General features: G+C 61.1%; 29 protein-coding genes. 4 read left to right on the forward strand and 25 right to left on the reverse strand.

The window, feature by feature from the left end:
- Positions 1–85 precede the first annotated feature (85 nt).
- Together H7X45_RS12970 and H7X45_RS12975 are read left to right on the forward strand one after the other, a co-directional pair.
- Entirely contained in the window at positions 86–2,506 is a 2,421-nt protein-coding gene (locus tag H7X45_RS12970; RefSeq protein WP_187335252.1) for a sensor histidine kinase, read from the forward strand.
- Positions 2,503–4,416, forward strand: coding sequence for a hypothetical protein (locus tag H7X45_RS12975; RefSeq protein ID WP_047822824.1), 1,914 nt, complete (start codon positions 2,503–2,505; stop codon positions 4,414–4,416). Before H7X45_RS12970 ends, H7X45_RS12975 begins: the two co-directional genes overlap by 4 nt.
- Positions 4,417–4,548: 132 nt before the next feature.
- On the opposite strand, the gene H7X45_RS12980 is transcribed toward H7X45_RS12975, so the two are convergent.
- From H7X45_RS12980 to H7X45_RS13100, 25 genes are all read right to left on the reverse strand, one after another.
- A complete protein-coding gene (locus H7X45_RS12980; protein WP_047822821.1) occupies positions 4,549–5,472 on the reverse strand; it encodes a HEPN domain-containing protein in 924 nt (307 codons plus the stop codon).
- Between the two features lie 134 nt (positions 5,473–5,606).
- Complete coding sequence (locus tag H7X45_RS12985) at positions 5,607–6,077, reverse strand: CopG family transcriptional regulator (RefSeq protein ID WP_187335253.1); 471 nt, start codon at positions 6,075–6,077, stop codon at positions 5,607–5,609.
- Entirely contained in the window at positions 6,074–8,068 is a 1,995-nt protein-coding gene (locus H7X45_RS12990; protein ID WP_187335254.1) for a conjugal transfer protein TraG, read from the reverse strand. Before H7X45_RS12990 ends, H7X45_RS12985 begins: the two co-directional genes overlap by 4 nt.
- 100 nt (positions 8,069–8,168) lie before the next feature.
- On the reverse strand, positions 8,169–8,870 hold the full coding sequence (locus tag H7X45_RS12995) for an RES family NAD+ phosphorylase (protein WP_054527877.1): 702 nt from the start codon (positions 8,868–8,870) through the stop codon (positions 8,169–8,171).
- Positions 8,857–9,288, reverse strand: a complete 432-nt coding sequence (locus tag H7X45_RS13000; RefSeq protein WP_067679896.1) for an antitoxin Xre-like helix-turn-helix domain-containing protein — start codon at positions 9,286–9,288, stop codon at positions 8,857–8,859. Before H7X45_RS13000 ends, H7X45_RS12995 begins: the two co-directional genes overlap by 14 nt.
- A 74-nt stretch (positions 9,289–9,362) precedes the next feature.
- Entirely contained in the window at positions 9,363–11,111 is a 1,749-nt protein-coding gene (locus H7X45_RS13005) for a relaxase/mobilization nuclease domain-containing protein (RefSeq protein ID WP_187335255.1), read from the reverse strand.
- Positions 11,112–11,345: 234 nt separating this feature from the next.
- Complete coding sequence (locus H7X45_RS13010; protein ID WP_187335256.1) at positions 11,346–11,987, reverse strand: lytic transglycosylase domain-containing protein; 642 nt, start codon at positions 11,985–11,987, stop codon at positions 11,346–11,348.
- Between the two features lie 43 nt (positions 11,988–12,030).
- Entirely contained in the window at positions 12,031–12,363 is a 333-nt protein-coding gene (locus tag H7X45_RS13015) for a DUF736 domain-containing protein (RefSeq protein ID WP_179407696.1), read from the reverse strand.
- Positions 12,360–12,938, reverse strand: coding sequence for a S26 family signal peptidase (locus H7X45_RS13020; RefSeq protein WP_187335257.1), 579 nt, complete (start codon positions 12,936–12,938; stop codon positions 12,360–12,362). Before H7X45_RS13020 ends, H7X45_RS13015 begins: the two co-directional genes overlap by 4 nt.
- The gene (locus H7X45_RS15360; RefSeq protein WP_246449467.1) at positions 12,935–13,372 is read right to left on the reverse strand and encodes a DUF2840 domain-containing protein; all 438 of its coding nucleotides are present in this window, start codon (positions 13,370–13,372) and stop codon (positions 12,935–12,937) included. The genes H7X45_RS13020 and H7X45_RS15360 overlap by 4 nt, the downstream gene beginning before the upstream one ends.
- A gap of 251 nt (positions 13,373–13,623) precedes the next feature.
- The gene (locus tag H7X45_RS13030; RefSeq protein ID WP_054527881.1) at positions 13,624–14,505 is read right to left on the reverse strand and encodes a replication initiator protein A; all 882 of its coding nucleotides are present in this window, start codon (positions 14,503–14,505) and stop codon (positions 13,624–13,626) included.
- Between the two features lie 9 nt (positions 14,506–14,514).
- Entirely contained in the window at positions 14,515–14,787 is a 273-nt protein-coding gene (locus tag H7X45_RS13035) for a helix-turn-helix transcriptional regulator (RefSeq protein ID WP_010240237.1), read from the reverse strand.
- Positions 14,788–15,359: 572 nt separating this feature from the next.
- Positions 15,360–15,581: a hypothetical protein gene (locus H7X45_RS13040; protein WP_187335258.1), complete on the reverse strand. Its 222-nt coding sequence runs from the start codon at positions 15,579–15,581 to the stop codon at positions 15,360–15,362.
- A 400-nt stretch (positions 15,582–15,981) separates the two neighbouring features.
- Positions 15,982–16,368 carry a single-stranded DNA-binding protein gene (locus H7X45_RS13045; RefSeq protein ID WP_054522840.1) on the reverse strand — a complete coding sequence of 129 codons (387 nt, stop codon included), beginning with the start codon at positions 16,366–16,368 and terminating at the stop codon, positions 15,982–15,984.
- A gap of 272 nt (positions 16,369–16,640) precedes the next feature.
- A complete protein-coding gene (locus H7X45_RS13050) occupies positions 16,641–16,910 on the reverse strand; it encodes a hypothetical protein (RefSeq protein WP_187335259.1) in 270 nt (89 codons plus the stop codon).
- A gap of 71 nt (positions 16,911–16,981) precedes the next feature.
- Complete coding sequence (locus tag H7X45_RS13055; protein ID WP_066558732.1) at positions 16,982–17,335, reverse strand: hypothetical protein; 354 nt, start codon at positions 17,333–17,335, stop codon at positions 16,982–16,984.
- Between the two features lie 286 nt (positions 17,336–17,621).
- The gene (locus H7X45_RS13060) at positions 17,622–18,029 is read right to left on the reverse strand and encodes a hypothetical protein (protein ID WP_187335260.1); all 408 of its coding nucleotides are present in this window, start codon (positions 18,027–18,029) and stop codon (positions 17,622–17,624) included.
- A 14-nt stretch (positions 18,030–18,043) separates the two neighbouring features.
- Positions 18,044–18,715, reverse strand: a complete 672-nt coding sequence (locus tag H7X45_RS13065; RefSeq protein WP_160733266.1) for a DUF2231 domain-containing protein — start codon at positions 18,713–18,715, stop codon at positions 18,044–18,046.
- Positions 18,716–18,945: 230 nt separating this feature from the next.
- Complete coding sequence (locus H7X45_RS13070) at positions 18,946–19,677, reverse strand: PepSY domain-containing protein (protein ID WP_187335261.1); 732 nt, start codon at positions 19,675–19,677, stop codon at positions 18,946–18,948.
- Positions 19,678–19,704: 27 nt separating this feature from the next.
- Positions 19,705–20,223: a YybH family protein gene (locus tag H7X45_RS13075; RefSeq protein ID WP_082836112.1), complete on the reverse strand. Its 519-nt coding sequence runs from the start codon at positions 20,221–20,223 to the stop codon at positions 19,705–19,707.
- Between the two features lie 24 nt (positions 20,224–20,247).
- Positions 20,248–21,564, reverse strand: coding sequence for a copper resistance protein B (locus H7X45_RS13080; RefSeq protein ID WP_187335262.1), 1,317 nt, complete (start codon positions 21,562–21,564; stop codon positions 20,248–20,250).
- Positions 21,561–23,369: a copper resistance system multicopper oxidase gene (locus H7X45_RS13085; protein WP_054522842.1), complete on the reverse strand. Its 1,809-nt coding sequence runs from the start codon at positions 23,367–23,369 to the stop codon at positions 21,561–21,563. The genes H7X45_RS13080 and H7X45_RS13085 overlap by 4 nt, the downstream gene beginning before the upstream one ends.
- A 55-nt stretch (positions 23,370–23,424) precedes the next feature.
- The gene (locus H7X45_RS13090) at positions 23,425–23,862 is read right to left on the reverse strand and encodes an RNA polymerase sigma factor (protein ID WP_230279350.1); all 438 of its coding nucleotides are present in this window, start codon (positions 23,860–23,862) and stop codon (positions 23,425–23,427) included.
- A gap of 129 nt (positions 23,863–23,991) precedes the next feature.
- Entirely contained in the window at positions 23,992–24,426 is a 435-nt protein-coding gene (locus H7X45_RS13095; protein WP_009823993.1) for a Spy/CpxP family protein refolding chaperone, read from the reverse strand.
- Between the two features lie 3 nt (positions 24,427–24,429).
- The gene (locus H7X45_RS13100; RefSeq protein ID WP_009823994.1) at positions 24,430–24,726 is read right to left on the reverse strand and encodes a hypothetical protein; all 297 of its coding nucleotides are present in this window, start codon (positions 24,724–24,726) and stop codon (positions 24,430–24,432) included.
- Positions 24,727–24,877: 151 nt separating this feature from the next.
- Between H7X45_RS13100 and H7X45_RS13105 the strand changes: the two genes are divergently transcribed.
- Positions 24,878–25,564, forward strand: coding sequence for a class I SAM-dependent methyltransferase (locus H7X45_RS13105; RefSeq protein ID WP_008603938.1), 687 nt, complete (start codon positions 24,878–24,880; stop codon positions 25,562–25,564).
- Positions 25,561–26,025 (forward strand): DUF411 domain-containing protein, encoded by a 465-nt coding sequence (locus H7X45_RS13110; protein WP_187335263.1) that lies wholly within the window; start codon positions 25,561–25,563, stop codon positions 26,023–26,025. Before H7X45_RS13105 ends, H7X45_RS13110 begins: the two co-directional genes overlap by 4 nt.
- Positions 26,026–26,364 lie beyond the last annotated feature (339 nt).

Below are 26,364 nucleotides of genomic sequence, written 5' to 3' on the forward strand. Positions count from 1 at the left end.
TCAACTTTCCTTGGTTCCGGGGGCATGCTTGAAATGCCAAAATTAGAATACTGTCATTTTACCATTTCCGTTCTATGTGCCCGTTATGTTTAAGGTTTCGGCCCGCACCGTTCTTGAGCTCGGTTCAGAGCTCATCAGCTCCGACGCGATCGCATTCTATGAGCTTATCAAGAACGGTGTTGACGCAGGGACGAAGGACGGCGTCACGATCAAATTCAAGGTTGTCCTCGCCCGCAGGGACTATCTCGAGTTGCGCCATACCGTGAACCGCCTGCGAAATATGCCCGACAATGGCAATCATGCGGAAGATGAGTTCGATTTCGAGGAAGCGCTTGCCGAACTGCTCGATGAAACCCGTGCCCGCCTCTTCAGCGATGCAGGCAAGCTTTACGATAGGGCGATCGAATTTCTCGAGAATATCGACGATCTCGACGAATACGATGCTGCGCTAGAAGAGATTGATGCGCTCAACCAGGTAACGGTTTCTGACACCGGGTCGGGCATGTCCTTGGAACAGCTCGAAACCGTGTTTCTGGTTCTCGGAACCAAATCGCGCAAAGAAGAAGTCGACACTGCGTTTGAAGACGGTGTCAGCGAAGCTCCGTATTTGGGCGAGAAAGGCATAGGCCGGCTCTCCGCAATGCGTCTTGGCGACCGGCTGACAGTTCGAACCGCCCGTGAAGAAGACGAGACCTTCAACATCTTGGACATCGATTGGACCGACTTCGAAGATCCGCAAAAGATGATCGAGGATGTCACGATCGAACCGCGCGTGGGCGGAGAGAAGCCGCAACCGGACTACAGCGGGACTGACATTCGCGTCCGCAGGCTAAAGGCCAATTGGGATCGCAACCGTGTTGAACGGCTTGCCGTTGATGATTTTTCGTTGCTTGCCAACCCGATTGGAAAGTCCAAACGCCACCGCATTGCCATTTTCTGGAACGGCGAGCGCATCAATTTTGCCCGGCTTGACAAAAATTTCCTTTCTCATGCCCACGCGACCCTCAAGGGTGAGTATAAGATCCGGGACGGCTCTCCCGAACTCATGCTGCGAATGGAGCTCGTCAATCTTGGGTTCGAGCATCCCGTCGAGCACCAGATCGAGACATTGAAATTCGACGATTTGCTCGCCGCACTGGTCGGCCTGCGTCAAAAACGCAGCCGGGAAAACAAGCGTGATGTAAACGCAGCCGCACTGACTGACGTCGGACCTTTCAATTTCGAACTCTATTGGTTCAATCGCGCAACGCTGCGAAAGGGCCGGAGTACAGGCGATTACCAGGCTTTGCGCAAATTGCTCGACCAATGGATGGGAGTGCGGCTCTATCGCGACGGATTCAGGGTCTATCCCTATGGTACCGAAGATGATGACTGGCTCGAACTCGATCGCACAGCTCTGCGCGCAAAGGGCTATGCGCTCAACCGGATTCAGTTTGTCGGACAGGTAGATATTGGCCGCTTCAGCAATCCGCATCTAATCGACCAAACCAACCGAGAGGGTTTGCGGCACACCCCAGAAGAAGCGGTTCTCAAAGAGGCGATACAGCTCGCTGTCGACAGGCTACGCGACGAAATGAAGCGCGTCGAAAACGCTTTCAAGAAAAACAAGCCGAGAGTGCCGACGGACCCGACCCGTACGAAAGCCCTCGAACAGCGGATGAAGAAAGCAATTCGCGCGCTCGCCCGATCGGCCGATGAAGACCAGCGAGAGATCGTCGCCGAGTTTGAAGAGATGCGTGAAGAATTTTCCCGGTATGCCGCAGAAGCGCGGGAGCGGATTCTCGAGCTCGAGCAGGATACCGATCAGATGGTCGCGATGGCCGGCGTAGGTCTGATGGTCGAGGTCGTTGCCCACGAATTGGCTCGATCCGCCGAGGATGCGCTCGACACGCTAAACAAGCTTCAGCGTAAAAACGTACCGGAAGAGGTACGAAGCAGGTTGGAAAGTCTGCGCGCGTCGATGAAAGCGATAAGCAAGCGGCTTCGTATTCTCGACCCGCTCAGCGTGAGTGGCCGACAACGCAAGGAGGCGTTCGAACTTGACGAGCTTGTCCGCGACCTCCTCAGTGCCCACGAAGCGCAGTTCGACCGACACCATGTCAAACTTGAAACGCACTTCCCCGATCGTCCGGTTGCGCTGAAAGCCGTCAAAGGCATGGTCGCACAGGTTATTGAAAACCTCGTTTCCAATTCTGTCTACTGGATGGATATTGAGCGCGAACGCAAACTGGGCTTCAAGCCGCTGCTCACGATAGCGGTGGAGGACAATCCACCGCGGGTACGAGTAACCGATAATGGGCCCGGTATATCGCCCGAATACGCCGAGCGGGTTTTCGACCTGTTTTTCTCGCTGAAGGACAAGAGCCGACGGCGCGGACTCGGGCTGTTCATTGCCCGCGAGGCAGCGGAGCACAATGGCGGCGCGCTTGTCATCGACACCGAAATTGTAAACCGCGAGGGACGATACACCACGTTCGATTATCGCGTCATCGGGAGCGATGAATGACGGACAAGGAAATCATCGCCGCGGCGGGCATAAAGTCCGCGCTCATTGTCGATGATGGCTATGACCTAGTACCGCGCGCGAGCGAGCTTGCAGATGTAGACTGGGATATCTTTTTCGACGACGCCATTGGCGACGCGCTCGAGCGCTTGGAAGCCGTTTTCCCGGGCTTTGACCCCGATGAGAGAGCCGATCTTCGCGGTGATGACGCCTTCATTCAAGCGCTGTGGGAACACCGTGGAGTTCTTGACGATCTGGTTCGCGACCTGTTCGCCGACTATGTCGCGAAGAGCCTGCGAGACATCAAAGCTCTCGGTGAGATCGAAGAAATACTGACCGATCTCGGGATTGCGTTCACCAAAGCAGGACGCGACTTTGTCAAAGCTGCCGAGCAGGTGGACCTCATCATCATCGACCTTTTTCTTGGTGCCGCCCAGTCGGACGAAGACAGGCAAACGACTGTAGCCGGCCTGAAAAAAGTGATCGACGGCCGTGACGCCCCCCCCGCAGTTGTTCTGATGTCGCAGATCAGCCTCACAGAAGAGGCACCCGGGCTTCGCGACGAGGTCGAGCTCCACGCATCCGGTTTCCGCAGCATCCAGAAAAAGGTAATCAAGAAGGGCGCTCGAATGCGGCGCATCATCGCAACCTTGGCGACGCACCGTGAAGATAGTCTCTTGCTGGCGGAATTCACTAAGAAGTGGAAGACCGGCGCATCTGACGCGGTCGAACGTGCGGGACGAGAATTGCGAAGAATCGATATCGACGACCTGCATCATATCAAATCGCTGCTTTTATCAGCCGAAGGACTGCTGCCATCAAGCTATATGGTCAGCGTTCTCGACCGCGTCCTTCAATATGAAATCGAAGCCGACAAGGAAATCCTGTCCGGAGCCGAGGCGCTAGACAAAATAAGCGACAAGCCGGCTCCTTTGACGATCGCTAAGGGAAAGGACAGTTTCCGCCTCATCGAGCGGACGGTCTTCGCTAATCCCGAGCGGCGCAAGCGAGACAATGGCTCGGTCTGGCCACTCACATTTGGTGACATTCTCATGTCCCGGCTCCAGGGATCGGTCAGCAAGGCCAGCATTTTCAAAGGCGACCCAAACAGGGTGTTTTTCGTTGCCTCGCCGGAATGTGATCTGCTGCGTGGCAAAAACCTCCACGCAGCACTGCTTATCGGAGGTACCCTAGAACCGCTCGCTATGACGGAGCCACTTTTTGGCGAAGACAAGACGACGCCAATCATCACACGCGGGAAGAAGCGTTATCAGATCAGATGGGACTTCGGATTTCCAGCTACAATTACGCTCCAACGCGCGAAAAATCACTTGGCGTCGGACGGGTCTGCAAAGATTGCGGAAACTTTAAGGGACGTTAGCGCCCTCAATCTGCGGCAACAATATCTCGATCACATCGGACGCGTGGGAATGATGGCCCTGCCTCCTCGTACTTTCAACATAACCGTGCAATGCGCCTACCCGACAAAAAATGGCGACCTCGTCGTAATCAAGATCGGTAGCAAATCCGATCTGACAGGTGTGATGCATATCGATCAGCGCACCAAGACCGCACGCATCGCCTTCGACCAGACGCAGGAAGACGATTTTGCCGATGCGATCTTGGGTATCGACCTCGGTGATGTCGCCACCAATAGTCGATCCGAAATAGAGGCGCTCCAGCAGCAAACCCAGCTTCAGCAGTTGTTCCGCACAGGCTTCCAGAACCTAAAATATCCACTTAAACCCAGCCAAGCGGCCCAACTAATTGCTCCTTCCAGAAGTGTGGGCAACGATGCGAGCCAGAAAAATAAGCCGATTGGCAAGCTATTTGATGGCGAGAGCTCGCATCCTTCGGCCAGTGTGCTGCAGAATTCTGGTTTCGCTTTCACACTACTTTCCGAGCACGACTAGGCCTCTTTCAGAACTTCGCCCTGTGATGAGCGTCTCTCCTCGCGATCGAAAACAATATTCAGCTAGGTCCGAAGTAGGCGCGCAACGCAGACATCTGCTACAGTGCGATCGGACCCGACAGGCGAGCATCGATTAGGGGTTTATTTCATTACTGAGCTTTTTGAGACGGTCTGAGCATATCTCGTGCACGACCCGGCCAAGCTCCTCAACCTGCTCTCCGAGCCATTCGAGCTCTTCGCTGGTGATGCGGTAATGCTTTGAGTATCTAGCCTTGACGTACGCTTCCTTCAGCTTCTCAAAGCGCGCACGATCGCGGCGCGTGTCGCGCGGCCAGACATAGGTCAGGCGTGGGTCGATTCGCTCCGCCTGGGTGCGGAGAAAACCCAGATTATGCACATGCGGTGTATAGAACGTGCAGACCAACAGCACGCAATGGTATAGAAATTCGGCCGATTGATGCATGTCGAATGCTGCGGGTTTTAGGAATCCTCGCTCCCGGCCCACCTTTGATAGCTCATACCGTTGCATCGCTGTCGGGAACCACTCGTCGAAATACTCCTGCGCCATTGCCAGCGCCTCACCGGCAGTCTTGGGCTTCGGCGTGTGGAGCTCGGTGTCGTCGGATTGGTAAAGCGCGATCCCGTCCTTCGCGACATCCATGAAGAAATAGCGTCCGTGCGCGAGACCGTCGTTCACCTCCTGCAGCGTATGGACGATGAAATTGACCGGCGTCTTGAGCGATTTGGTCACGCCGTACTCGCGCATCAGCCGGTCATCGAGCTTCGACCAGTACTTGACCCGGTCGACCAGCCGCTTGTCGTTGACGATGATGAGCAGATCGTAGTCCGACTGGTAGCCCTTGGCCGTATGCGGCTCGTCGACCCAAGTTCCGCGGGCATAGCTGCCGTAGAGAATGACCTTGAGAATGCGACCGGCCTTCTTCCACTCGTGCTTCGCCAGCGCAAAGGCATCATCGAATTCTTCGAAAATCAGCTGCACCACGCGCTCAAGTTCGCGTTGCTTTTGCGGAGGCAGATGATCGAGTTCGGTGCGCATTACTGGACCTTTAGCAAGCACTTGGAATGGTTGCACCCTCGCATTCCTGCAGGTGCGCCGGCGCATGAAAGAAAGCGTTCCTCTGCTCTATTCATGTGGGTTTCCTGCCGGACTATCGAAGGTCTTTGTCAGGGCTACGCCGGAGGTTGAGGGCCGTCTCCGTCCGGATTTTCAATCTCACCCAGCCTTGGTTCCGAAGCCGCGCGAATGAGATCGTCAGCGAGATGTCTGCCCGTTTCCATGCGCCGCGCGAGCGCTTCGACGAAGAAGTCGAACCGCTTTTCTGCATCGGCACGCGCAGCGGCATTGGCTTCAAACGGCATGGCCGGGGTCACCGCCAGCCATCGCCTGAGGTAGAGCGCGAATGCCTCGTTCCCGACCTCGATATGATAGTCGAGCTTGCCGATCTGTCGGCTTATGCGATCAAGGCGTCGACTGAAGGCCGCTTCCATGCGTTCCGATCCATCGGGAGAGAGAAAAGAGCCGACGGCGGCCTCTACCACCGAAGCCTGGGAAACGCGCTTGCGACCCGCATAGTCTGCAAGCTGCCTGGAAAGGGCTGGCGGCAGGCGGAACGTATGCTTGATACGGTTGCCCTTGCTCATAGCTCGATCCCGTCGCCGGGATCGAGCGCAGCGCGCCGCGCATTGGCCTGCATCCGCTCGGCCATTCTGCGATTGCGGTTTGCCTGATCGTCGTCCGTTCGGTCGTCAAACTCAAATTCGTTGGGGATCTCGACTGGCGGCGGCGCCACATCTTCGTATTCCGGCAATTCAGGGGATTGGCGGATCCCGCCATCGGACTGGCGATCATCGACCTGAAACTCTTCAGACGCGGTCGGCGATTTCTCCAATTGCGAAGGCGCGGTCACATGTCTCCCGTGCCATTCGCTCTCGTCCGCTGCGAACTCCGGCTTTTCAACCGTCGGTGGACACTCCACCCGTTTGCTGAGCTGCGGATCGCGGTAGTAGCGCGCTTTCCTGGCACGGATCGGATGCACGCCTGCGAGCATCACGATTTCGTCGGTATCGGGAAGCTGCATGATCTCGCCCTGGGTCAGAAGAGCGCGCGCCGTCTCCGAGCGCGAGACCATCAAATGACCGAGCCACGGGGAGAGGCGGTGCCCGGCATAATTGCGCATTGCCCGGGTTTCGGTGGCGGTCCCGAGCGATTCCGAAACGCGCTTTGCGGTTCGCTCGTCATTGGTCGCGAAGCACACCCGCACATGGCAATTGTCGAGAATGGCATTGTTCTGTCCGTAGGCCTTCTCGATCTGATTCAATGACTGGGCGATCAGAAAGGCCTTGATGCCGTAGCCCGCCATGAAGGCGAGCGCGCTTTCGAAGAAGTCGAGCCTGCCCAAAGCCGGGAACTCGTCGAGCATAAGGAGAAGCCGCTCGCGACCGGCACCTTCCTGCAGGTCCTCGGTCAGGCGTCTTCCGAGCTGATTGAGGATGAGCCGGATAAGCGGCTTGGTGCGGCTGATGTCTGACGGCGGGACGACGAGATAGAGCGTGACCGGCCGGCCCTGTGCCACGAGGTCCGCGATGCGCCATTCGCAATGCCGCGTGACGCTGGCGATGACCGGATCGCGGTAAAGCCCGAGGAACGACATGGCGGTCGAGAGCACGCCCGAGCGTTCGTTTTCCGACTTGTTGAGCAATTCTCTCGCCGCGCTCGCAACCACCGGATGGACGCCGTCTTCCCCCAGATGCGGCGTGCGCATCATTGCGGTCAGTGTCGCCTCGATCGATCGGCGCGGATCGGACAGGAAGTTCGCCACCCCGGCAAGCGTCTTGTCAGGCTCGGCATAAAGCACATGCAGAATGGCCCCGACGAGCAGCGCATGGCTGGTCTTCTCCCAGTGGTTGCGCCGTTCAAGCGAGCCTTCGGGATCGACCAGCACATCGGCGATGTTCTGCACGTCGCGCACCTCGTTGATGCCGCGTCGCACTTCCATCAGCGGGTTATAGGCTGCCGACGCCTCATTGGTCGGATCAAACAGAAGCGTGCGACTGAACCGGGAGCGGAAGCCTGCGGTCAGCTCCCAGTTCTCGCCCTTGATATCATGCACGATCGCCGAGTGGGGCCAGGTCAGCAGCGTCGGGACGACAAGGCCTACACCTTTGCCGCTGCGCGTCGGTGCGAAGCAGAGCACATGTTCGGGCCCGTCGTGACGAAGATAGAGATTGGCATGCTGGCCGATAATGACGCCCTTGCCTGCCAGAAGGCCCACGCGTGATATTTCGGAACGGGTCGCCCAGCGCGCCGAGCCATAGGTCGCGCTGTTCCTGATCTCTCGGGCGCGCCAGACCGACATGCCGATCGCGACCGCCACCGACACGAGACCGCCCGATGCGGCAATCATTCCGCCGATCTCGAAGATGCGCGGCGCATAGGCTTCGTAGCTGAACCACCACCAGAAGATGGCATAAGGCGGATAGACGGGCGCTCCGGAGACACTGAACCACGGCGCGCCCAATTGTGCTTGATAGCCGAGCGCGTGCGCCGTCCATTGAGTACCCGCCCACACACCTGCGAGCGTGAGAGCAAAGACGACGAGTATCTGACCCCACAATATCCGGGTTGCCGACAAGGCTGGCTCCTTTCGTGAAGGACAGCACGGCGGCTTTGCATTGCATATTCAAGTCGGAAGCTGCGTGATCGCAGGTTGGCGTAGCAAAAGCGGCGTACGGCTAGATTGCTTCCCGACTATAGTCCGGGTTACCGGACCAGGTCAGGCGGTACATCGCCCCTTGCGCGACCGATTGCACGACGTTGGGCCACAGGGCCGCGATGCAAGTTCCATCCGCATGGCGCACAGAGGGATAGATAATGCCGTTATGACCGGCTGCGCGTGCCTGCGCCGCTAGAGCATTGCCGACAGGATAGCCTTTCGTCTTGTCCGGATCGAGGGCCGGGTGTCCGGGCTGCTCGCGCAAATCGATGAAGACGCCCGCCATGCTGGCAATCATCTCGCCATATTCGACAACGGCATCGAAATCGCCGGCATCGGCGAGCGCCTGTGTCAGGTGATGGCCGACCTCGGCAATACAGGTCTCGACATCGAGCGCGGCATACCATGCGCCGCGGTTCGCGGGGTTGAAGCGATTGGGCTCGCGCGGTTTGGCGTAGGCAAAGCTCGCATTGATGAACCTGGCATGCGGCACGCCGTGAACCAGTTCGTCGGCTGTCAGCCCGCCAAACCCGCGCTCTTCGGCGATCAGGCGCGAACTCGTCGCCCCCTCGATTTCAGCGAGCAGCGCAAGCTCGGCATCACTGTCGGCAAGTGGAGCCATGACCGCTTCGCGCAAGCGCGCGCTGGAAACGAGCCGGACAGTCCGCTCGAACGCTTCGCGGATCTGCGGCGGCTCGCCTGCCTCCTCAGAGCCCGCCACGAAGCGCGTCGATATATTGTCTGGTCTCCAGCATGCGCGGAATGCCGCCTTCGATCATCGCCCCGATGGGCGAGCGGCGATCAAACAACGGGGCCCTGTTTTCGAGCTTTGGCCAGCGATCGGCCATGTCGTTGGCGAACAGCAGATGCAGTCCCTTGAACAGACCGATCAGCGCCGACGCGCGGGTCAGCTGGTCCTGACCGAGCGAGCCCTCCCAGGTTCCGGCTTTCATCCGGTCCCAGGTACTTTCGGACACGCCGAGCAGCGCAGCGCCCTCAGCGTTGCTCGCACCCCAGGCCTCGATGAGGCGCAGCACGGCCTTTACCGCAGCGCTGGTGAGGCGGCTGCGATCACCGTCGCTTGCAAAGGTCTGAAGCCCCGGGGGAGCTTCGGCATGCTGAATCGCTGCACTTACCATATCGCATCTCCTGATGCGTTTATAAGCATCATATGGTGCGTTTGTCAAGATTTCCGTTATGATGCCGGTGCTCCTCAAACCGCCGGACCGCGCGAACGCGCAAAGTTCCAGTCGACACCGCCTCGCACATGGACCTTGCCAGCGACTTCTTTTCCAAGATGCCGCTCGAGGTCTTGCCTCCAGGGCACGAGCTGGAAACCCACTCCGTCATCGATCATGGCGAAGCGACCCGACGCCAGCGAAATGCGCTCGCGGTAGATGCCGGAAATGTGATCACCTTCCGTTACCGGATTTGCCAGACGACCATGACGCGCAGCCAGCGCTTTACCTGCCGCGTCCAGTTCCTGCTTGCGGAGCGTTCCGAGCAGGTTGCGCACCAAGGTCACGCTCCTACCATGTCGCTTCGCAAGACCTTGATCGACGAGCCAGTCACGGCGCTCGTCAAGAGCCTTCCGGACTTCATTGCCGAAGCCGCCTCCCAGCGACGCGGCTCGTGCCGACAGCAGCTGCCGGTCGAGCCAGGTCGCCCCGCGCGCGTCAATCTGCCGCTCGAGCGGCAGGTCCGAACGCACCAGCAGGCTGCTGCGCCGTCGCCCGTTGCGGTCGGTCCATTCGCCTGTCTCGACGATTGCGCCGGGTGCTGCATCGCTTGTCTGGTCCAGATCGGGAAAACGCAGATAATGCGCACGCCCGTCCACTCCTTCGACGATCGCATAAGCCTCGCCTGTCAGCTCGTTATGGAAACCGCGCTCGACCAACCTGCCGATGACTCGGCGGTTCTCGTCTTCGCCATGCAGCGCGAAGGCTGCAGGGGCAACTTGTACGCCCCGTTCACTCATCGCCTTGTGCAAGGTCTTGATGATGTCGCCGCGCTCGCCAAGCGCGCGCAAGGTCGGTTCGAGATCTGCGGCCAAGGTCCAGCGCGCCGCCCCGATCCGCTCGGCCAATCCCATGCGTTCGAGCGTTCGTGCGCGGCCGATAAGGAATGCGCGGTTGCTGCGGCGTGTCGCATCGACTTCGGGGGACAAATCGACCACGCCGAGATCGTCGCGTTGCTTTTGCAGCCGGCGGTCGAGTGAGGTCCAGCGCTCGGCATCGACCTCGCGGCGAAGCGCTAGCTGAATATCGCGCTCGCTGCGCGGCCCGAGTTCGATAGTGACGCGCTCCTGGGCACGGGCACGCATGCCTTCGCTGATATAAGAGCGATCGATCACCAGTTCCCTGCCGTCCGAGGCAACTCCGCGGACCAGAACATGGACGTGCGGGTTATCGGTATTCCAGTGATCGACCGCTACCCAGTCGAGGCTGGTGTCGAGGTCGCTCGCCATATCTTCAAGCAGTTCGCGCGTGAAAGCGCGCAGGTCAGCCATCTCGCTCGCGTCTTCCGGCGACACGATGAAGCGGAAGTGATGCCGGTCGTCTTCGCAGCGCGCGGCGAAGGCATCGCCATCGACCTCATCCGACGAGGCATCGAACATCTGGGCATCCGATCCGTCACGGGTGACGCCGTCGCGTTCGAGATAGGCGATGTGGCGAGCGAGCGGTGCAGAGCGGAAGCGGCTGCCGCCATGACGAACGACGCGCGCCTTGATGATGACCCGCCGCTGGAAAGCATGGGGGCTGCCTCGGAACGCAGCATGTTTGCCGCGCCCCAAGTGACCGGTTCCGCCACCTGCCCGGCCTCGCCCGAGCGGTGTATAGCCTGACCGGCGTGAGGCCTGCAGCACGCGTCCCACCAGCGAACCGGCCTTGCGATAGGCGCGCGCATCGCTGTCTCTCGACCGGCCCGGCCTGATGTCGAATTCGTCGTCAGCCACAGACAAGAAAATCGGAAGACGGCGCTTTCAGCATTGAAAAGCCTAAGGATTGCGGTTCAAGCGCCTGCAGACTTACAGCAGAGACGGCGCATATTCTCCCGCAAAACCAACCACCTGCAGCCCGGCCGACGGCGCTGCTTTTATCTCGCCATCCCTCCCTTCCTTTGGTGCGCAAGCCTCCCGTCCTTCGCCCGCTTTCGCCAGGGAACGCATGGCTGCGCGAAGGTGCGAGGCTCGCTTTCATTGGGAGGAAGCCGTCGAGACGGGCGCGAATAGATCGTGCGCGGCTTGTTCCGGTCGCGCGAAGGGGTTCGCCGCGGGGCCGGGCATAGCCACCTCGTCCAACTCTTTTCGCGCTGCGCCGGGAGGCTGCAAGGCGCCAGCCGGAACATTCCTGGCTTGTAGAGGCGCCGCCGCAAACATGCGCTCGGACTGCAACAGCGGCGCAATCCGGGCGACATAGCGGCGCGTTTCGTGTGGCAGCGAACGCCGTCCGGCAAGCCAGTCTTCGTAGCGTCCCGGACCTGCATTGTATGCAGCGAGGAAGCCTTGCGCGCCGTAGCGATCGTACATTTCGCGCAGGTAAGACGTGCCGGCCAGAACGTTGTCGCGCGGGTCGAACGGGTCTTGCCCGAGGGAGAACCGGGCGCGCTGCCGCGACCAGGTTCCGGGCATGAGCTGCATGAGACCCATCGCTCCTGCTCTGGAAACCGCCCGCACCCGGCCCGCACTTTCGGCGCGGATCACCGCGTAGATCCAGTGCTCGGGAATGCCGAATTGCTGCGATGCTTCGCTGACATGCGCTGCAATCTCGACGCCCTGGGAAGCTCGGACAAACTGCTCCGATTGCGCAAAAACCTGTGCCGGACTCGCCGCCACCATGGCCGCCAGGAGTCCCGGCAGAAGATACAGGCGGAGCACGGAATCAATCCTTTGCCGGGCGGCGCGCACCGCGCGACCATATAAGGACATGGCTCTGGCCGTCAGAACTGAACAGATTGGCGCGCAGAGGCCGCGGCAATACCGGATCGTCGATGACGAGCGTGACAAAACTGCCTGCCTTGTCGCCGACATGTTTCCAGCCTGCACCCACCTCGTAGGTTTCCTCGCCTTCACCTGCCATGATGCGATAGTCAGGGGCGTTCTCGGTGTCGCCGGGGTCGGCGGCCACCAGGGTCAGCGGTGCGTCGATGGTCAGGGTTTGCAGCCGCCCTTCAAAGCCGTCGGGTGTGGCTGCAAAAGTGCCGATACAGGTCATTGTGCGTCTCCATCATTTACGTTGGGAATGGGAAAGTCGGCGGGCGAGGCGAGCAGGACATAGTCCCCGTCGCCCGCTTCGTTGGTCCAGACGGGCCGCGCGCGCCCGATGACATCGGCGCGTGCGACCGGGCCGAAATAACGCCCGTCAAAGCCGGGGGCGCGCCTGTTCATCACGAACAGTTCATCCGCAGCGATAGTCCGGCATCCTTTCCAGACGGGCAGTTCGCGTCCAAGGCTGTCGCGCCGACGCGCCGAGCCCGCAGGTGTCCCATTGATCTCGATGAGCAGGTCGCGCCGGCAGACCGTATCCCCGCCAAGCGCCGCAACCTCCTTGATGAGCGGAACGCCCGCATGAAGATAGCCGCGCGAGGCGAGGTATTTCTGCAGCCTGAAAGCAGGATCGATCGCGACGCGGTCGCCCCTCTGGAGACCGGTCTTTCCGCCGATTGAGTACAGTCCAACCGGCACGCTGGCCGTCACGTTCCAGACCAAAAGTCGCGAGAGCGGGATTGCGATGCTGGCCAGTGTCGCTGCCGCGACCATGCCTGCCAGAAAGGCGGTGCGCCGCCTCATGATTGCAGCTTTCGCCGCCGCAGCCAGTCGCGATGGCGCGCAGGGGAATAGGAACGTACTTGCATGCCCCCTGCCAGCCTGTTGTGGACATGATGCCAGTGGTCGGGAGCTACATCGCAGGGATCGATGCCAACGTCCTCGATCGCATCGATCAGCGCAAAGACCTGGCGAACCTTTGGCCAGCTTCGCACCGAGAGCAGGATTTGCGCGCCAGGATCGACCTGCGGCAGAGTGGTGAACGGCTCGCCGAAACCGGCGGCTTGGGCGATCGTGAGTGTGGAGCCAACGGTCCCGTAGTCGTTCGAAGCCCACCGAACCAAGGCAAAGACCTGTCCCGGAGCATAGCTTTCGATACGCGTCCGGCGATCGAGGATGCGCTCTGCAACGGGCTTGCCGAACCGAAGCCAGTCTTCCTGCACGCCGCCGCGCCACACCAGCGTGACATGCGTAAGTGGCGGATCACCGGAACCTGCCTCGACCGGTTCCGGAGGCGGAAGCGAAGCGCGCGCTGCGCTTTTGCACAGGCGTGGCTGTGTTAGCAGGAATCTGAAAGATTCCTTGTTAGCATTGTTAAGGGCTTCGCAGGCGCCGCGTTTTCGGCGAGTCGCGCAGGCTCCCGGTTCCCGATAGTCCGGGAATAGGGTTCCCGATCGTCCGAACGTCATGGTTCCCGATAGTCCGAACATCACGCACCCTTTTCCACAGGGGGCAGCCCGATACGGCGCCGCGCGGACGCGAAGGGATCGACAGGCGCTGCAACGAACAGGAGCCGCTCGCGGCCGAACTGGTGCTCAAGAGCGAGATTGTAGCCGGGGAGCGACTGGCGGCGAACGATGGCCCGCACTTCGAAAGCGAAACGCTTCAATGGCGAGAGCGCGCCGGACTTCAAATGCAGGTGCGAAATGTCGAAACTCCACCCGCCCTTCTGCTTCCCGCCATGCTTGCGTACGATGCGATAGAGCCAGCGCTCAAGACCGCCGGTAAGCGCGAAATAGGCCGGGTCGATGGTCAGGACGAGCGCACGATCGAGCACGCCCTCGTAGAGCCAGTCCGGCACGATCATTTCGATGCCGAGCGCGCGCCCGTTGTCGTCGAGCCGTTCGCGCCATTCGTTGATCCAGGAAAATCGTCGGCGGCGTCGCGCCCCGGCCTGCCGGATGGAGGTGGCAATGCTGGTCGACTGCAAGCGGTCGAGCGCCGCCTTCAGGCGCTCGTAGCCAGCCTTTCCGGTTCCGCGCCGGGTGAAGGTAAGGATTTCATGGGGCGTCGCCGCGATAAGGCGCGAGGTGGCTTTGCCGGCATCGCGCGCCTCGACGATCTGGCTCGCTACCCAGATCAGTACATCGGCGTCCCAGATGGTGGCCATGCCATGTTCGGCGGTCGCTTCGACCAGAATGGCGACCTCGCCCATACGAAAGTCGATCGGCTTCACGCGCTTCGTCTTGGCGAGGCTGAAGAAAGGCCAGGCCATCAGATCCTGCGCATCGCGCGCGGCGATGTCGCTGCCCGCGCCGACGAACAGGTCGAGCTGTCCGGCCCCGCCGTCCGATGTCTTCAAGGAGCGCATGGTACCGCTTCAGCGCCGGACCGGACCGGTGTAGCCGTCGATCCGCTTGGCAGGATGAACGACGCCCTTGCCCGGATCGCTGGTGGAACGGCGCAAGCCCTGCTCGGCCCAGGCGTCGAGATCTTCGGGCCGGTAAACGATGCGGCCGCCGAGCTTGTGGTAGACCGGCCCTGTTCCATAGCATCGGTGCTTTTCGAGCGTGCGCGGCGAAAGCCCCAGATGCACCGCGGCATCCGGGGTGCGCAGGTAGCGGGGACGGACCGGATCGGGAACGGCGGGCATGGGGTTAGCTCCAGGAGGCTTGGGTGGCTGCGGCTAACTGCCGCTGATTGCGGAGGGTGATGGCGCATGCCCTGGCAATGGGGGGAGCGACACGATGCCGCGTTCGGATTTGTCGCCCCTACCGATCTGAGCTCGGCAGGATCGAGGAGGGGCGGCATCCGCGCAGAACCCGACGCTATCGCGCTGCCCGGCAGGCTTTCGGCTGCAATGCCGAAGGCTCAGAGCAATGAACCGCACCTGCGAGAGAGGCAGCGGCCAAGGGCCTGTGGGAAGCAAGGCAAGCGGGGCCTGTCGCGGCCGTAGCTTCCCGCTCGCCCGACCCGCTGCCGGTTCGCAAGTGCATGCGGGGCCCCAAAAACACGTAATGCCGCACCCTCAGGAGCGTATCGCCAGATGCGCGGGACAGAGTGCGTCCCCAGCCCCGCTCCATTTATCCCGATCGCCAGTTGGCCAAGCCGATGTTTGGAGAACCGCCGATTGCTGCTGGATCGAAACTTGAACCTGTAGCTCAGCCCATAAGAGACACGAAAAAAGGGCAGGAACCGCTGCCGGTCCCTGCCCTGCAGAATGCCTCAGAATTCGTCGAGCATTCCGCCATGGACGGTATGAACGACCCGCATCGCAAGATGCGGGGGCAGCGCGTTGTAGTCGCCTTCGTCGACCGCGCGGTATCCAAGCTCGTCATCCTCGATGACATGCTGGTCGAAGAAGCTGTGCAAGGCCCGTTGCTCGGCGGTCGCCAGAGCCTCGAAATAGTTGCGCGAGGGCAGTGTGCATTTCGTGAAATAGGTCATGATAATCCTCCTGAAATCTGTCGCGAGACGACAGGAGGTTGGCCGATGGGCCCGGGCAGACCGGGTCACAGGATCGCCTGACAGGGCGACCGCGAAGCGGCGCAGGGGGAAACGGTTTTGTCCGGTGCCGGATGCAATCCGGCGGCGGACAAAATGGTGGGGCCCCTGCCGTCCTTGATGCGGGCGGCGCGGGACCATCATGCTGGAAATGCGGTAAGCCAGGCCAATCCAGTCCACCTCAAACGACCGTTTCAGATGATCGCTGCCATAATGGGTCGGGCCCTCCGGGCAGCGCCTGGCTATTCCCCGGAGAAAAGACCGAGCGAAAGGAAGGGTGAACAGCGAAAGAGGCCCTGCCGTTTCCGGCAGAGCCTCCTTTGGCTGGTTCGATGGCGCCGGATCAGTCGATCGGAGGGGCGTCCTGGTTGTCGCCGCCATTGGCCCGCGAGAGGAAATCGACCTTGTCGGCAAGGATCTCCGAGCCATACCGCGTCACACCGTCCTGGTCTTCCCACTGCGTGTAGTGGATGCGGCCCTGGACCGAGACCAGCTGGCCTTTCGAGCAGTACTGACCGACGGTCTTGGCGAGGCCGTTGAAGCAGGTCACACGGTGGAATTCGCTGTCCTTGGCGGTGTAGCCGTTCTCGTCCTTGTAGGTCTTGCCGTCCTTGTCGCGTGCAGGACGATCGGTGACGACGGTGATCCCGGTGACGCTGGTGCCGCCCTTGGTCTCGCGGGTGTCGGGATCGCGGGCGATGCGGCCGGTGAGGATTGCGATATTGGTCATGATGAAATTCCTTCAGTTCCTCAAACCGGAGACCATCTCCGGCTTGCGAACATCCAGAAGAAGCAGGGCATGGGAGGACTGCACCGCAGGCCTGAAGGGCCGAAGGGAAACCTGTTCATGACGGGTGGTGCGGGCAGGCGCGCGAAGCGCGACAACACGGCCGGCAAAGGAACGGGTTGCGGCTCCTCGGCTGACCTGGTTCAGGACTGTTCGCGAAGAAAGCCGGATGGGTATCGGGTGCGGGTCCGAAGGGTCACATGATCCCGCTGCAATCAGCTTTCGCCGTCACTTTCCGATGCCGCCAGCAGATCCATGAAGTTGCGGGCTGCTTCCCGGTCTTCCTGGTTCTCGAACGCCACGTCGAGGTCAGGGGCGGATCCGAACATGTGAAGAAACGACCACAGTGCAAATCGCTTGCCCCGGTCCTGCTCCAGGCCGAGATCCACCCGGCAATGCTCGATCCCCGAGGCCAAGGTCTCCGCGCCAACCGCTCCAGCGTCGGCAGTGCCGAAATAGCGGATGAGAAGCGTATCGAGGTCCATCGCACTCTTTCTAGATCGTCGACCGGGCCTCAGCGAGGAAGGCCAGCATTCGTGGGCCGGTGATATGTCGCTCAATCGGCGGTGGGGTGCTCGCGAAACCGCCGGGCGCGCTCGACGAAGTGCTCCATCTGGGTTGCAGCATGCAGGGTAAGCGGATGCGGCTTCGCATCGGCACGCGGGGAAATGAATTCCGCGATTTCTTCGATTGCTGCCAGCTGGTCGGCGCTGGCCTTCGACAGAAGACCGAGCACCATGTTCTCAAGGGCTATCACCCTGATGCGCAATTGGATGACCTCGGCATCGGAAAGCGGCGGAATATCCCATTTTTCGCAATCGGCAGCGAGCGCTTCCTGCGGCCCGCAGGGTAGTGCCCCGCCTTCGTCTTCCCAGCGCGACAGCGCACCGGCTTTTCCCGTTTCCGACATATGCGGTTCCTTTCATAACCATCGAGGCGATCGTCTGCGCGCTGCTCACATAGCACAAAGCCATGCCGGGAAGCGCCTGGCACGGCGACAGCGAAGCCGGGCAGACGGAACCCCGCGCGTCGGGTTGGTCTTCACGCGGGGTTCCTGGACGGCCCCTTGGGGGCACCTGCGACCCGCAGGGCTTCGGGGGGAGGCGGGGCCGTCCTTTCCTGATCTTGCGTTGTTCGTTGCGATTTCTTGCCGAGGGTCTCTCCTGAATAGCTGTGTCACCGGGAAACGCGTCCGATCACATGCCTTCCATGTCGTGATCGGCCATCGAGGACATGTCATGGCCCGCATGGGGATCGGCGGGCGGGGCCGCCTCGCTCGCGGGTTGAGTACGCGTCGGTGGCGCTGCGGGTGTGGCAGTTGAGCGTGATGCGGGAGAGGCAGCAGGCCGTGAGGCGGTCGGCGCGGCGCCATTTGTCGAAAGAGCGTCCTGCCGCGCAGTCGCTGCCTCATCTTCGGAGGGAGAGGCTGCCGGATCGGCAAGACCCGCCTCGGATGCCGTACCAGCCACCACCGCAGCTTCGCCCATAGGCGAAACCTCGGTGATCGGTGTGCTCTCCTGCGCCTCGTCGCAAGCAGCAAGAGCGGACATCAAGGGCGCGATCGCGAGAAACCCGATCGCTGCATTCAATCTGGAAGTACGCATGCTCTTCAACTCCTTCAGAGCCAGGAAATACCGAGGTGGTTCGGCCCATGCGCGAGCTCGCCGCCAAGGAAGCCCTGGATGAGAACGAGCGCCGCCATGGAGAATATCGACGCGCGCAACCATGCGCGGCTCTGGCTCGGCCTGCTCGCGAGATAGGCCATCGCAATACCGAGAACGGCGATCAGCATACCGTTCCATCGATGCACCTGCATGACGGTGTCGCCGCCGAACCACAGGCCGGTGTGAATCCATCCGAACAGGACTGCGACCACCGCGCCGATGGCTCCGCCGTAGACAAGCACGCGTACCGCACTTTCCAGGCCCGCTCCTTTCCGGCGCATCACGAACAATTCGGTGGCCGCAGCCATGAGAAACAAGGCGATCGGGAAATGGATCGTTGCCGGATGCAGCTTCTTCAGTACGGCCATGACGCCGGCTTCGCCCTCATTCGCATGGCCACCGGCCTCGTCATGACCTCCGCCCGCTTCATCGTGCGCGCCGGAGGACTCGCCAGCATCCGCAGTCTCGCCCATCTGCGCCATGGCCGCCTGGTCGTGCACATCGCCATTGGTGGCAGCAGGCGCGGCGCTCGCCTCTTCGCCGTGCTTTTCGTCGCCATGAGCCTGAACGGGTCCGACGAAGAGCAGGCTTGCGGCGAGCAGCGCCAGAAATGAGGGGGCTTTCATGTCTCGTATGTCTTCCGAACCTGCAGTTAAAGTGCGACCTATGTGCCTGATACGCACGGCAGCCGCGTGCCCCTCACATTAATTTGATGGTATTGGCGCGACAGAAGAGCGTCTGCGGGATCAGGTCCGATGCCGGCACGATCGCGATCGTCGAACGCATTCGGCTCCTGGCCCGTTGGGCCTGGCGAACGGGGGTAAGGCGTTCGCCCACGCACATGAGCCCCATGGGCTCAGGCGAGCTTGCTCTTCTTTGCGCGGCGCCGCAGCCTCGGCATACGGTTCGCCAGCAGGACGAAACCCGACAGGGCTATGATCGTGCCGCCAATGCCGAACAGCAGAAGCCACCAACTGTTGATGCGATCACGCTCGGTCCAGTCCATGATGTGCAGGCCCCAGATGAAATCGAACATGCGCCATTTATCGCTGCGCGCCGCCCCGAGCGTGCCGCTGGCGGCATCGATGTATATGCGCGTGGAAGCCTCGTCGGCATAGGTGACCTGCCAGGCCGGAAAAGGTCCGCGAAACTCGGTCCCTACCGGTTCGTAAACTATCCGTGCGCCTTCGATCGTCGTGCGCGGTCCGGTCCATGCGCGCAAGGCGATGGATCTTGCCGTCGCAGCCGAGATGGGGGAGAGTTTGCGTCCTGTTACCGGATCGTGGAGGCTCACGCTACCGTCGACCTTGCGGACCTCGGTCACGGCATCGCCGTCGAGCGAACGTGTCGTTACCGCTGCAAGAGTACCGTCGTTTGCGACCCAGGCCGGGAGCGGGGCATCGGCGGGCAGCGCCTCTCGTTCACGCGAAACGACATGTTCGGAGCGAACTTCTTCCAGGTCGAGAAACGACATGAGGGCGCCGGTTCCCATCCACAAGAGAACCTGGACACCGACGAAAATCGCCAGCCATTTGTGGATCTTGCTGCCGAGCACATGCAGGCGCAGCTTCAGCGACGGCGTTGCCAACCGGTGCTACCTCTTCGAAAGCCGTAATCAGTTGCGCGGCGCGCGCGACGAGGAATGGTACTGGACGATTCTCCACCCGTCCGCATCGTGAGCAAGCACCGATGTCGCCACGCCGTCGCGCTCGATCACCCGGCCATCGGTAAGTTCGATACGATATCCATACGTCTCATAGGCATGGGCCATGTGCCCCATCCGGGTGACGGTCAGCGTGGGGTCGGTAAAGGTGAAGCTCACGATCGCGTCGAGCTCGGGTCCGAGATGATGCTCCATGTAATTCGCGAAACTTCCTTCGGCCTTGCCATTCTCGAAGATGGCCGAGTCCTCGGCAAAGAGCGCGCGCATTGCCTGCGCGTCGCGCGCTTCAAGAGCGGTGCGATAGGCCTTGAGGGTTTCTTCAGCGCCCGCGACATCGTCCGCCGAAGCGTCCATCGCGTGCATCTGATGGTTCGCATGGGAAGAGTGGTCCATCTGCTGCGCGAAGGCTGGCAGCGGTATCAGCGTGGCAACAAGCGCAGTCGCCGCGATGCGTGTCAAAGTCTTGGTCATAGAAGTTCTATCCTTTTTGAAATTTCAGAACCAGAATCGCACACCGACGACATAATTGGTGACGCTCGGATCCTCTCCGGCGGCCCGCGCAAAATCAGCGCTTCTGCCGATACGCCATCCCTGCGATATGCCGACATAGGGCGCAAACTCACGTGCAAATTCATAGCGCAGGCGAATTCCGGTTTCGAACCGGTCGATTCCGGCACCGATGCCCAGTTCGGGCACGTCCTGCGCCGCGAGATTGATCTCTGCACGCGGCTGCAGGATCAGGCGCTGCGTGATCCTCTGATCGAGTTCGCCTTCGAGCCGCGCGGTCAAGTCGCCGGTGTTCGAAACAAAGGCCGCTCCGGTCACCTCGAATTTGTAGGGAGCAAGCCCCTGGAAGCCGACCACCGCATAGGTCCGCTCCGGTCCTGTAAGGTCCTGCCGGATACCTGCCTGGAAATCGAAGAAGGGTGCGATGGCACGGCTCCACAGCCCTTGAACTTCGGCTTTCTCCACTTTGTTGCCGAAAACACCCTCCCCCTCGGAGCGGAACCAGAACTTGTCGATATCGCCGCCATAATAGCCCTGGACTTCCCAGAAATAACCATCCGAGCCTTCACGTGCCTGATATTCGAACCGGTCGCCCTGAAACCAGAAGCGCATTCCTCCGTCGGTTTCGCGGACAAGCTCGCGGCGTGCTTCGTTCATGGCTTCCTCGCCCCAGATGGCGACCGCCGCGCGCGCTGGGCCGCTCCCTGCTTCTGAAGGAGGCGGCAACAGCGGGATATCGGCATCGGAGCCCATCTGCATCGCCGAATGGTCCATGCCCTGCATGTCCTGCGAAGGCGTCTGCCCATGGTTCATCTGGCTGTGATCCATCTGCCCATGGTCCATCGACGAACTGGCGGCTTCCGCCTGTCCCATCTCGCCGTGATTCATCTGCGAATGATCCATCGCGCCTTCGGCGGGCTTGCCCTGCGGCATCGAGCCGTGATCCATTCCTTCCTGACTTTCGGGCGATGCCTGTGGACGGGCAGCGTCCATCGGCATTGTCATGCCAGAATGACCGTCCTGAGCGGTCATCGAACCATGATCCATGGTTGAATGATCCATCTTGGAGCGGTCCATGGCGGCTTCAGGTTGAGCAGCCGGTTCGCATGCTCCATCTGCAACCGGATGCCCCATCGCGCGATGGCGCTCGGCTTCTTCCTCGCACTTCGTCTTCGCGTCAGCCTGCGCCTCGGCGCTTTGCTGCGGCTCCGCCGGCGAATGACCGGCATGCTGCGCCGCCGCGGGGGAGGCGAGAACTGAGCCGGCTGCGACCGATGCGAGCAGGCTGACAATACGAATTTTCATGCTTCGCTCCCGTCGGGATTGGCGACCGTGACGATCTGAAACATCCCGGCATGCATGTGGTAGAGAAGGTGACAGTGGAAGGCCCAGTCGCCCGGCTCGTCCGCCGTCAGGTCGAACTGCGCGCTGCCACCCGGCTGCAGGATTACCGTGTGCTTGAGCGGTTGACGATCGGCCGGCGCGCCATTGACCAGCTCGAAGAAATGACCGTGCAAGTGAATGGGGTGCGCCATCATCGTGTCGTTGACGAGCTTCACGCGCACGCGCTCGTTATAGGCGAAACGGATCGGCTCGTCTGAGACGGCGGAGAACTTCTTGCCGTCGAACGACCACATGTAGCGCTCCATATTGCCGGTCAGATGAATTTCCATTCGCCGGGACGGCGTGCGGCCCTCGCGGTGTGGAGTCAGAGCGCGCAGCTTGCGATAGTCGAGCGTACGATGCGGCACATCGGCGAGACCGATGCCGGGATCGCCCATGCGATCGACCGGGTTCATCGAGACCATGTCGAGACCGGGCCCGACCTTCACATCGGGCGGCAGAAGCGAGGTGTCGCGCATCTGCATGCCCGACATGCCGGCCATGCCTGCCATCTCGGATTGGCCGGACGAACCATGATCCATCCCCGCCATGTCGCCGCCACTTCCGTGGTCCATGCCCGACATGCCGGCATCGCCAGACGAGCCGTGGTCCATGCCGCTCATGCCCATGTCGGCCATGGTCAGAAGCGGCGGATCGCGCAGCGGCGGAATGGCGGCGCGAGCGCCGGGTGCGCTCGCGAGTGTGGCAATACCCATGCCCGAGCGGTCCATCGACTCCGCGACCAGCGTGTAGGCTTGTTGCGCGCCCGGCGTCACGACGACGTCGTATGTCTCGGCCACACCGATCTGGAACTCGTCGACCTCCACCGGCTCGACGTTCTGCCCGTCCGCCTGAACGATGGTCATCGGCAGGCCGGGAATGCGAATATTGAAGAAGGTCATGGCGCCGGCATTGATGAAGCGCAGCCGCACGCGTTCGCCCGGGCGGAAGAGGTATTCCAGATTGTCGAGCGGGCCATGGCCGTTCAGAAGATAGGTATAAGCCGCGCTCGACACGTCGAGGATGTCCGTCGGCATCATGCGCATTTTCGCCCACATCCGGCGATCCTCGCCCGAAAGCGGGTAATCGTCGGTCCAGGTGTTCTGGTTGTAGTTGAAGTAGCCTTCGCCCTTCTTGAGCTTGTCGAAAATCGTGTGGGGCGACATTTCGCTGAATTCGCTCAGCACCACGATATATTCGCGGTCGGCCTGGACCGGATCGGGTCCGGCGGGGTCGACCACGATCGCGCCGTAATGCCCGGCCTGTTCCTGCAGGCCGCTATGCGAGTGCCACCAGTAGGTACCCGACTGGCGAACCGGAAATTCGGCGGTGAAGGTCTCTCCCGGTTTGACGCCGGGAAAGCTCACGCCAGGCACTCCATCGAGCTGAAACGGCACGAGCAGACCGTGCCAGTGGATCGAGGTATCTTCCTCGAGCTGGTTATGGACATTGAGCCGGACGGTCGTGCCTTCCTGCAATCGCAACAGCGGACCGGGGATCGTGCCATTGACGGCGATCGCGCCGCCGCGCCTGTTGCCGGTCGCGAAGGCCGATCGGGCAACGGTGAGGTCGATATTGGGGCCGGATATCTCGTCCAGCCCCTTGCGGGCGTTACCTGCGAGGATGTCCGCGCCCCGTGCCCAGGCAGGCATCGCCCCGGCAAGGCCGAGCAGACCCATTCCTCCTGCTCCGGCTCCGAGAAACTTGCGTCGATTGACGGCGATCATAAAGGGCTCCTGACTTGGCGTTTACCGTTACTTACGCGCGCGCCCAGCCAACCCCTCAAAGTTTTTCGAAGCGCTCCTTCAGCCTGTTGCGCGCGCGATATACGCGGGTTTCGATCGCCTTTTCGGTCGTTCCGAGAAGATCGGCCGCCTCGGCCTGGCTACGCCCCTCGATGGTCACGAGCACAAGCGCTTCGCGCAGCCTTACAGGCATTCGCGCGATCTCGGCCTGAACGAGATTGAGCTCTTCCCTGGAAACGGCCAACGCTTCAGGACCCGGCAAATCGTCGGCGATGGAATGGAGTTCGTCATCACCCGACAGTCCGAAAAAGCCCGCGACCTTGCGCCTGCGCAAACGGTCCCGGCAGCGGTTGAGGACGACGGTTGTCAGATAGGGTCCGATCGGCTTGTCCGGATCAAGCCGATGGCGCGTCAGCCACACCGAAGCGAGGCTGTCCTGAACAACGTCCTCGGCCTGAGAAGGAGAGGAAAGCATGCGTGTCCCGAGCGCGAGAAGCCGACCAGTTTCATGCTCGACGAGTTGGCTGAAAGCCCGCTTGTTTCCAGCCCTCGCCTGCGAAACAAGGGCCTCATCCGGATTGTCGCCCGCCCCCGACATGGCGCTTCAGTCGCGAGGGTCGCGGGTCAAGGCGTCGGAGACCTTGCGGTCGAACTGGCGTTGCTGCTCGGGTTCGAGAATTTCGCGCATGTCGAAGACATGGCGCACCGTTGCTTTCTGCAGATCGCCCATGCGTGCATGCACCTCGTCGATCGCGGCCGAGACCTCGGGACCGTACTCATGCTCGGTTTCCATCGCCTGGGCGAGCCGGGCATTGGCTGCACGCGCCGATCCTTCGAGCCGTGCCCTTTCGACAGCGAAACGAGCCTCGAGCGCATCGAGACGCTGCTCCTGGTCGGCCGTCAGGGTGAGTTCGTCGTGCACGAAATCGTGGAGGCCGGAGCCAGCCTCGTGATTGGCCCAGCGGTCCGCGGCAATCGCGCCGAGGCATCCTGCAAGTGCTGCGAGAAGCACCGCGAGAACGATATGCGTCGTCTTCAAACCCTATTGCTCCACATGGAGGAGCGCCGATGGGGACAGCTGTTCGCCGAGGATAAGACTTTCGCCAAATGACGCGGAAGACGTGCCATAGCCGCCGGGCCAACCGCTCGTTCCGGCGCCAGCTCCAAGCCCGACGACGAACAGACCGACGAACAGAGCCGTCCGGCGGCGTCGGTCGGCGATTTCGCCAAGCTGTCCGGCGCGCTGCCAAACGCCATCCATGAAGTCGGCGGGGACCTCGCTGGTGCCGGTGGCGGAAAGGGTTCCGAGCACCGCATCAAGAGAGTGATTGTCACGCATCCGAAAAACTCCTGTGGGTTGCACGTGTCCTATACGCGCTCGCCTGCACAATCCCTTAAACTTCTTTTTTTGAGGGAATGTCCACCACCATACGTAATCGAGACGGGTCTGTCAGAATCGGGTCGAACCCGGGATGAATGGAAACCAGCTCGTGAGCAATATCACCGCACCTGAAGATCACGGCGAATTTACGCCTCTTCTTGGCAAGAGCTTTCTGACGCCGCTTTACGACCGGGCGATCGGTCTGTTCACCCGCGAACATCTCTGGCGCCAAAGGATTGTCGAAGAGCTGCACCTTGTCCCCGGCGACCGGGTGATCGATGTTGGCAGCGGAACCGGCACTCTTCTCAAGGCCTTGATGACGGATTGTCCGGAAGCGGGTCTGATCGGTGTCGAACCCGACCCGGATGCGCTCGCGCTTGCGCGGCGCAAGTTTGGCGCGGGAGCCGATCTCGTGAAATGGCACAATGGCTTTCTCGAAAGCCTCAAGCTACCCGCAGGGTGGCAGCCGAACAAGATCGTCAGCAGCCTCGTCCTGCACCAGGTCCCCTTGCGCAAGAAGCAGACAATCCTGGAAACCATCGAAAGCTTGCTCGTGCCAGGCGGAACCGTGTTGATCTCCGATTATATGAAGCAGGATAGCCCACTCATGCGGAGCCTCTTCCGGGCGACCGTCCAGTCTCTTGACGGCATAAGCGACACGCAGCCCAGCGCCGACGGCGAAGTCGAAAAACTGTTCGCCGAAATCTTCACCGAGCCATGCCTGCTCCAACGGTTCCCGACGGCAACCGGGACGATCTCGCTATGGCGCGGATACAAGAAAGGAATTGCACAATGAATTTGAAAAAGCCTTCGCTGCTCCGGCGATCGATTAGCGGCGCGGCCTTGCTCGTGCTGGCAGCCTGTTCGAACGTGGCTCAGGCAGCGACCTTTACGATGTTCCGGGATCCAGGATGTGGGTGCTGTCTCAACTGGGCAGGCCATGTCGAAGACGGGATGAACACGAAGGTGGCATCGGTCGACAGCAACGACATGGCGGCGATCAAGACCGCGCGGGGCGTACCCCAAGAGTTATGGTCATGCCATACGATGGAGGTCGATGGATACATCATCGAAGGTCACGTGCCTGCAGAAGCCGTCGCCAAGCTTTTGCGCGAACGGCCCGCCGGCGTTGCCGGCCTCGCGGTTCCGGGAATGCCTCTGGGATCGCCCGGCATGGAGGCCGGAAACCGGATCCAGCCTTACGACGTCATCGCCTTTGGCCCAACCGGACAGAGCGTCTTCGCGTCCTTTCCGTAAGGGGGTGAAGCCACTCCATGCGTCGGCATGAAAGGTTGCAGGCGATGAGGACTAATTGCGGGAAGCGACACAGAAGCCTGTCGAACTTCTCGCCGGGTCCGGGCTGGCTGCCCCCACAGTCCCGGACCCTTCCAATTTGTATGATTGCAGCACGCACGAAATAGGAGAAATGCGATAGTCAAAAGCTCGGTCAGAAATGCTGGATCTTTTTAAGGGGTGAACCTCTGCCCAACGTACTGCTTGTCGTGATGCTTCTCGGACGGGATGACATAGACAGGGGAAAGACTTGCAGACAGATGGCGACGATCAACATAGCGAGAATGCGGGCTCGATAACGTT

Origin of the sequence: Novosphingopyxis iocasae, from assembly GCF_014334095.1 — a bacterium.
Lineage (GTDB): Bacteria > Pseudomonadota > Alphaproteobacteria > Sphingomonadales > Sphingomonadaceae > Novosphingopyxis > Novosphingopyxis iocasae.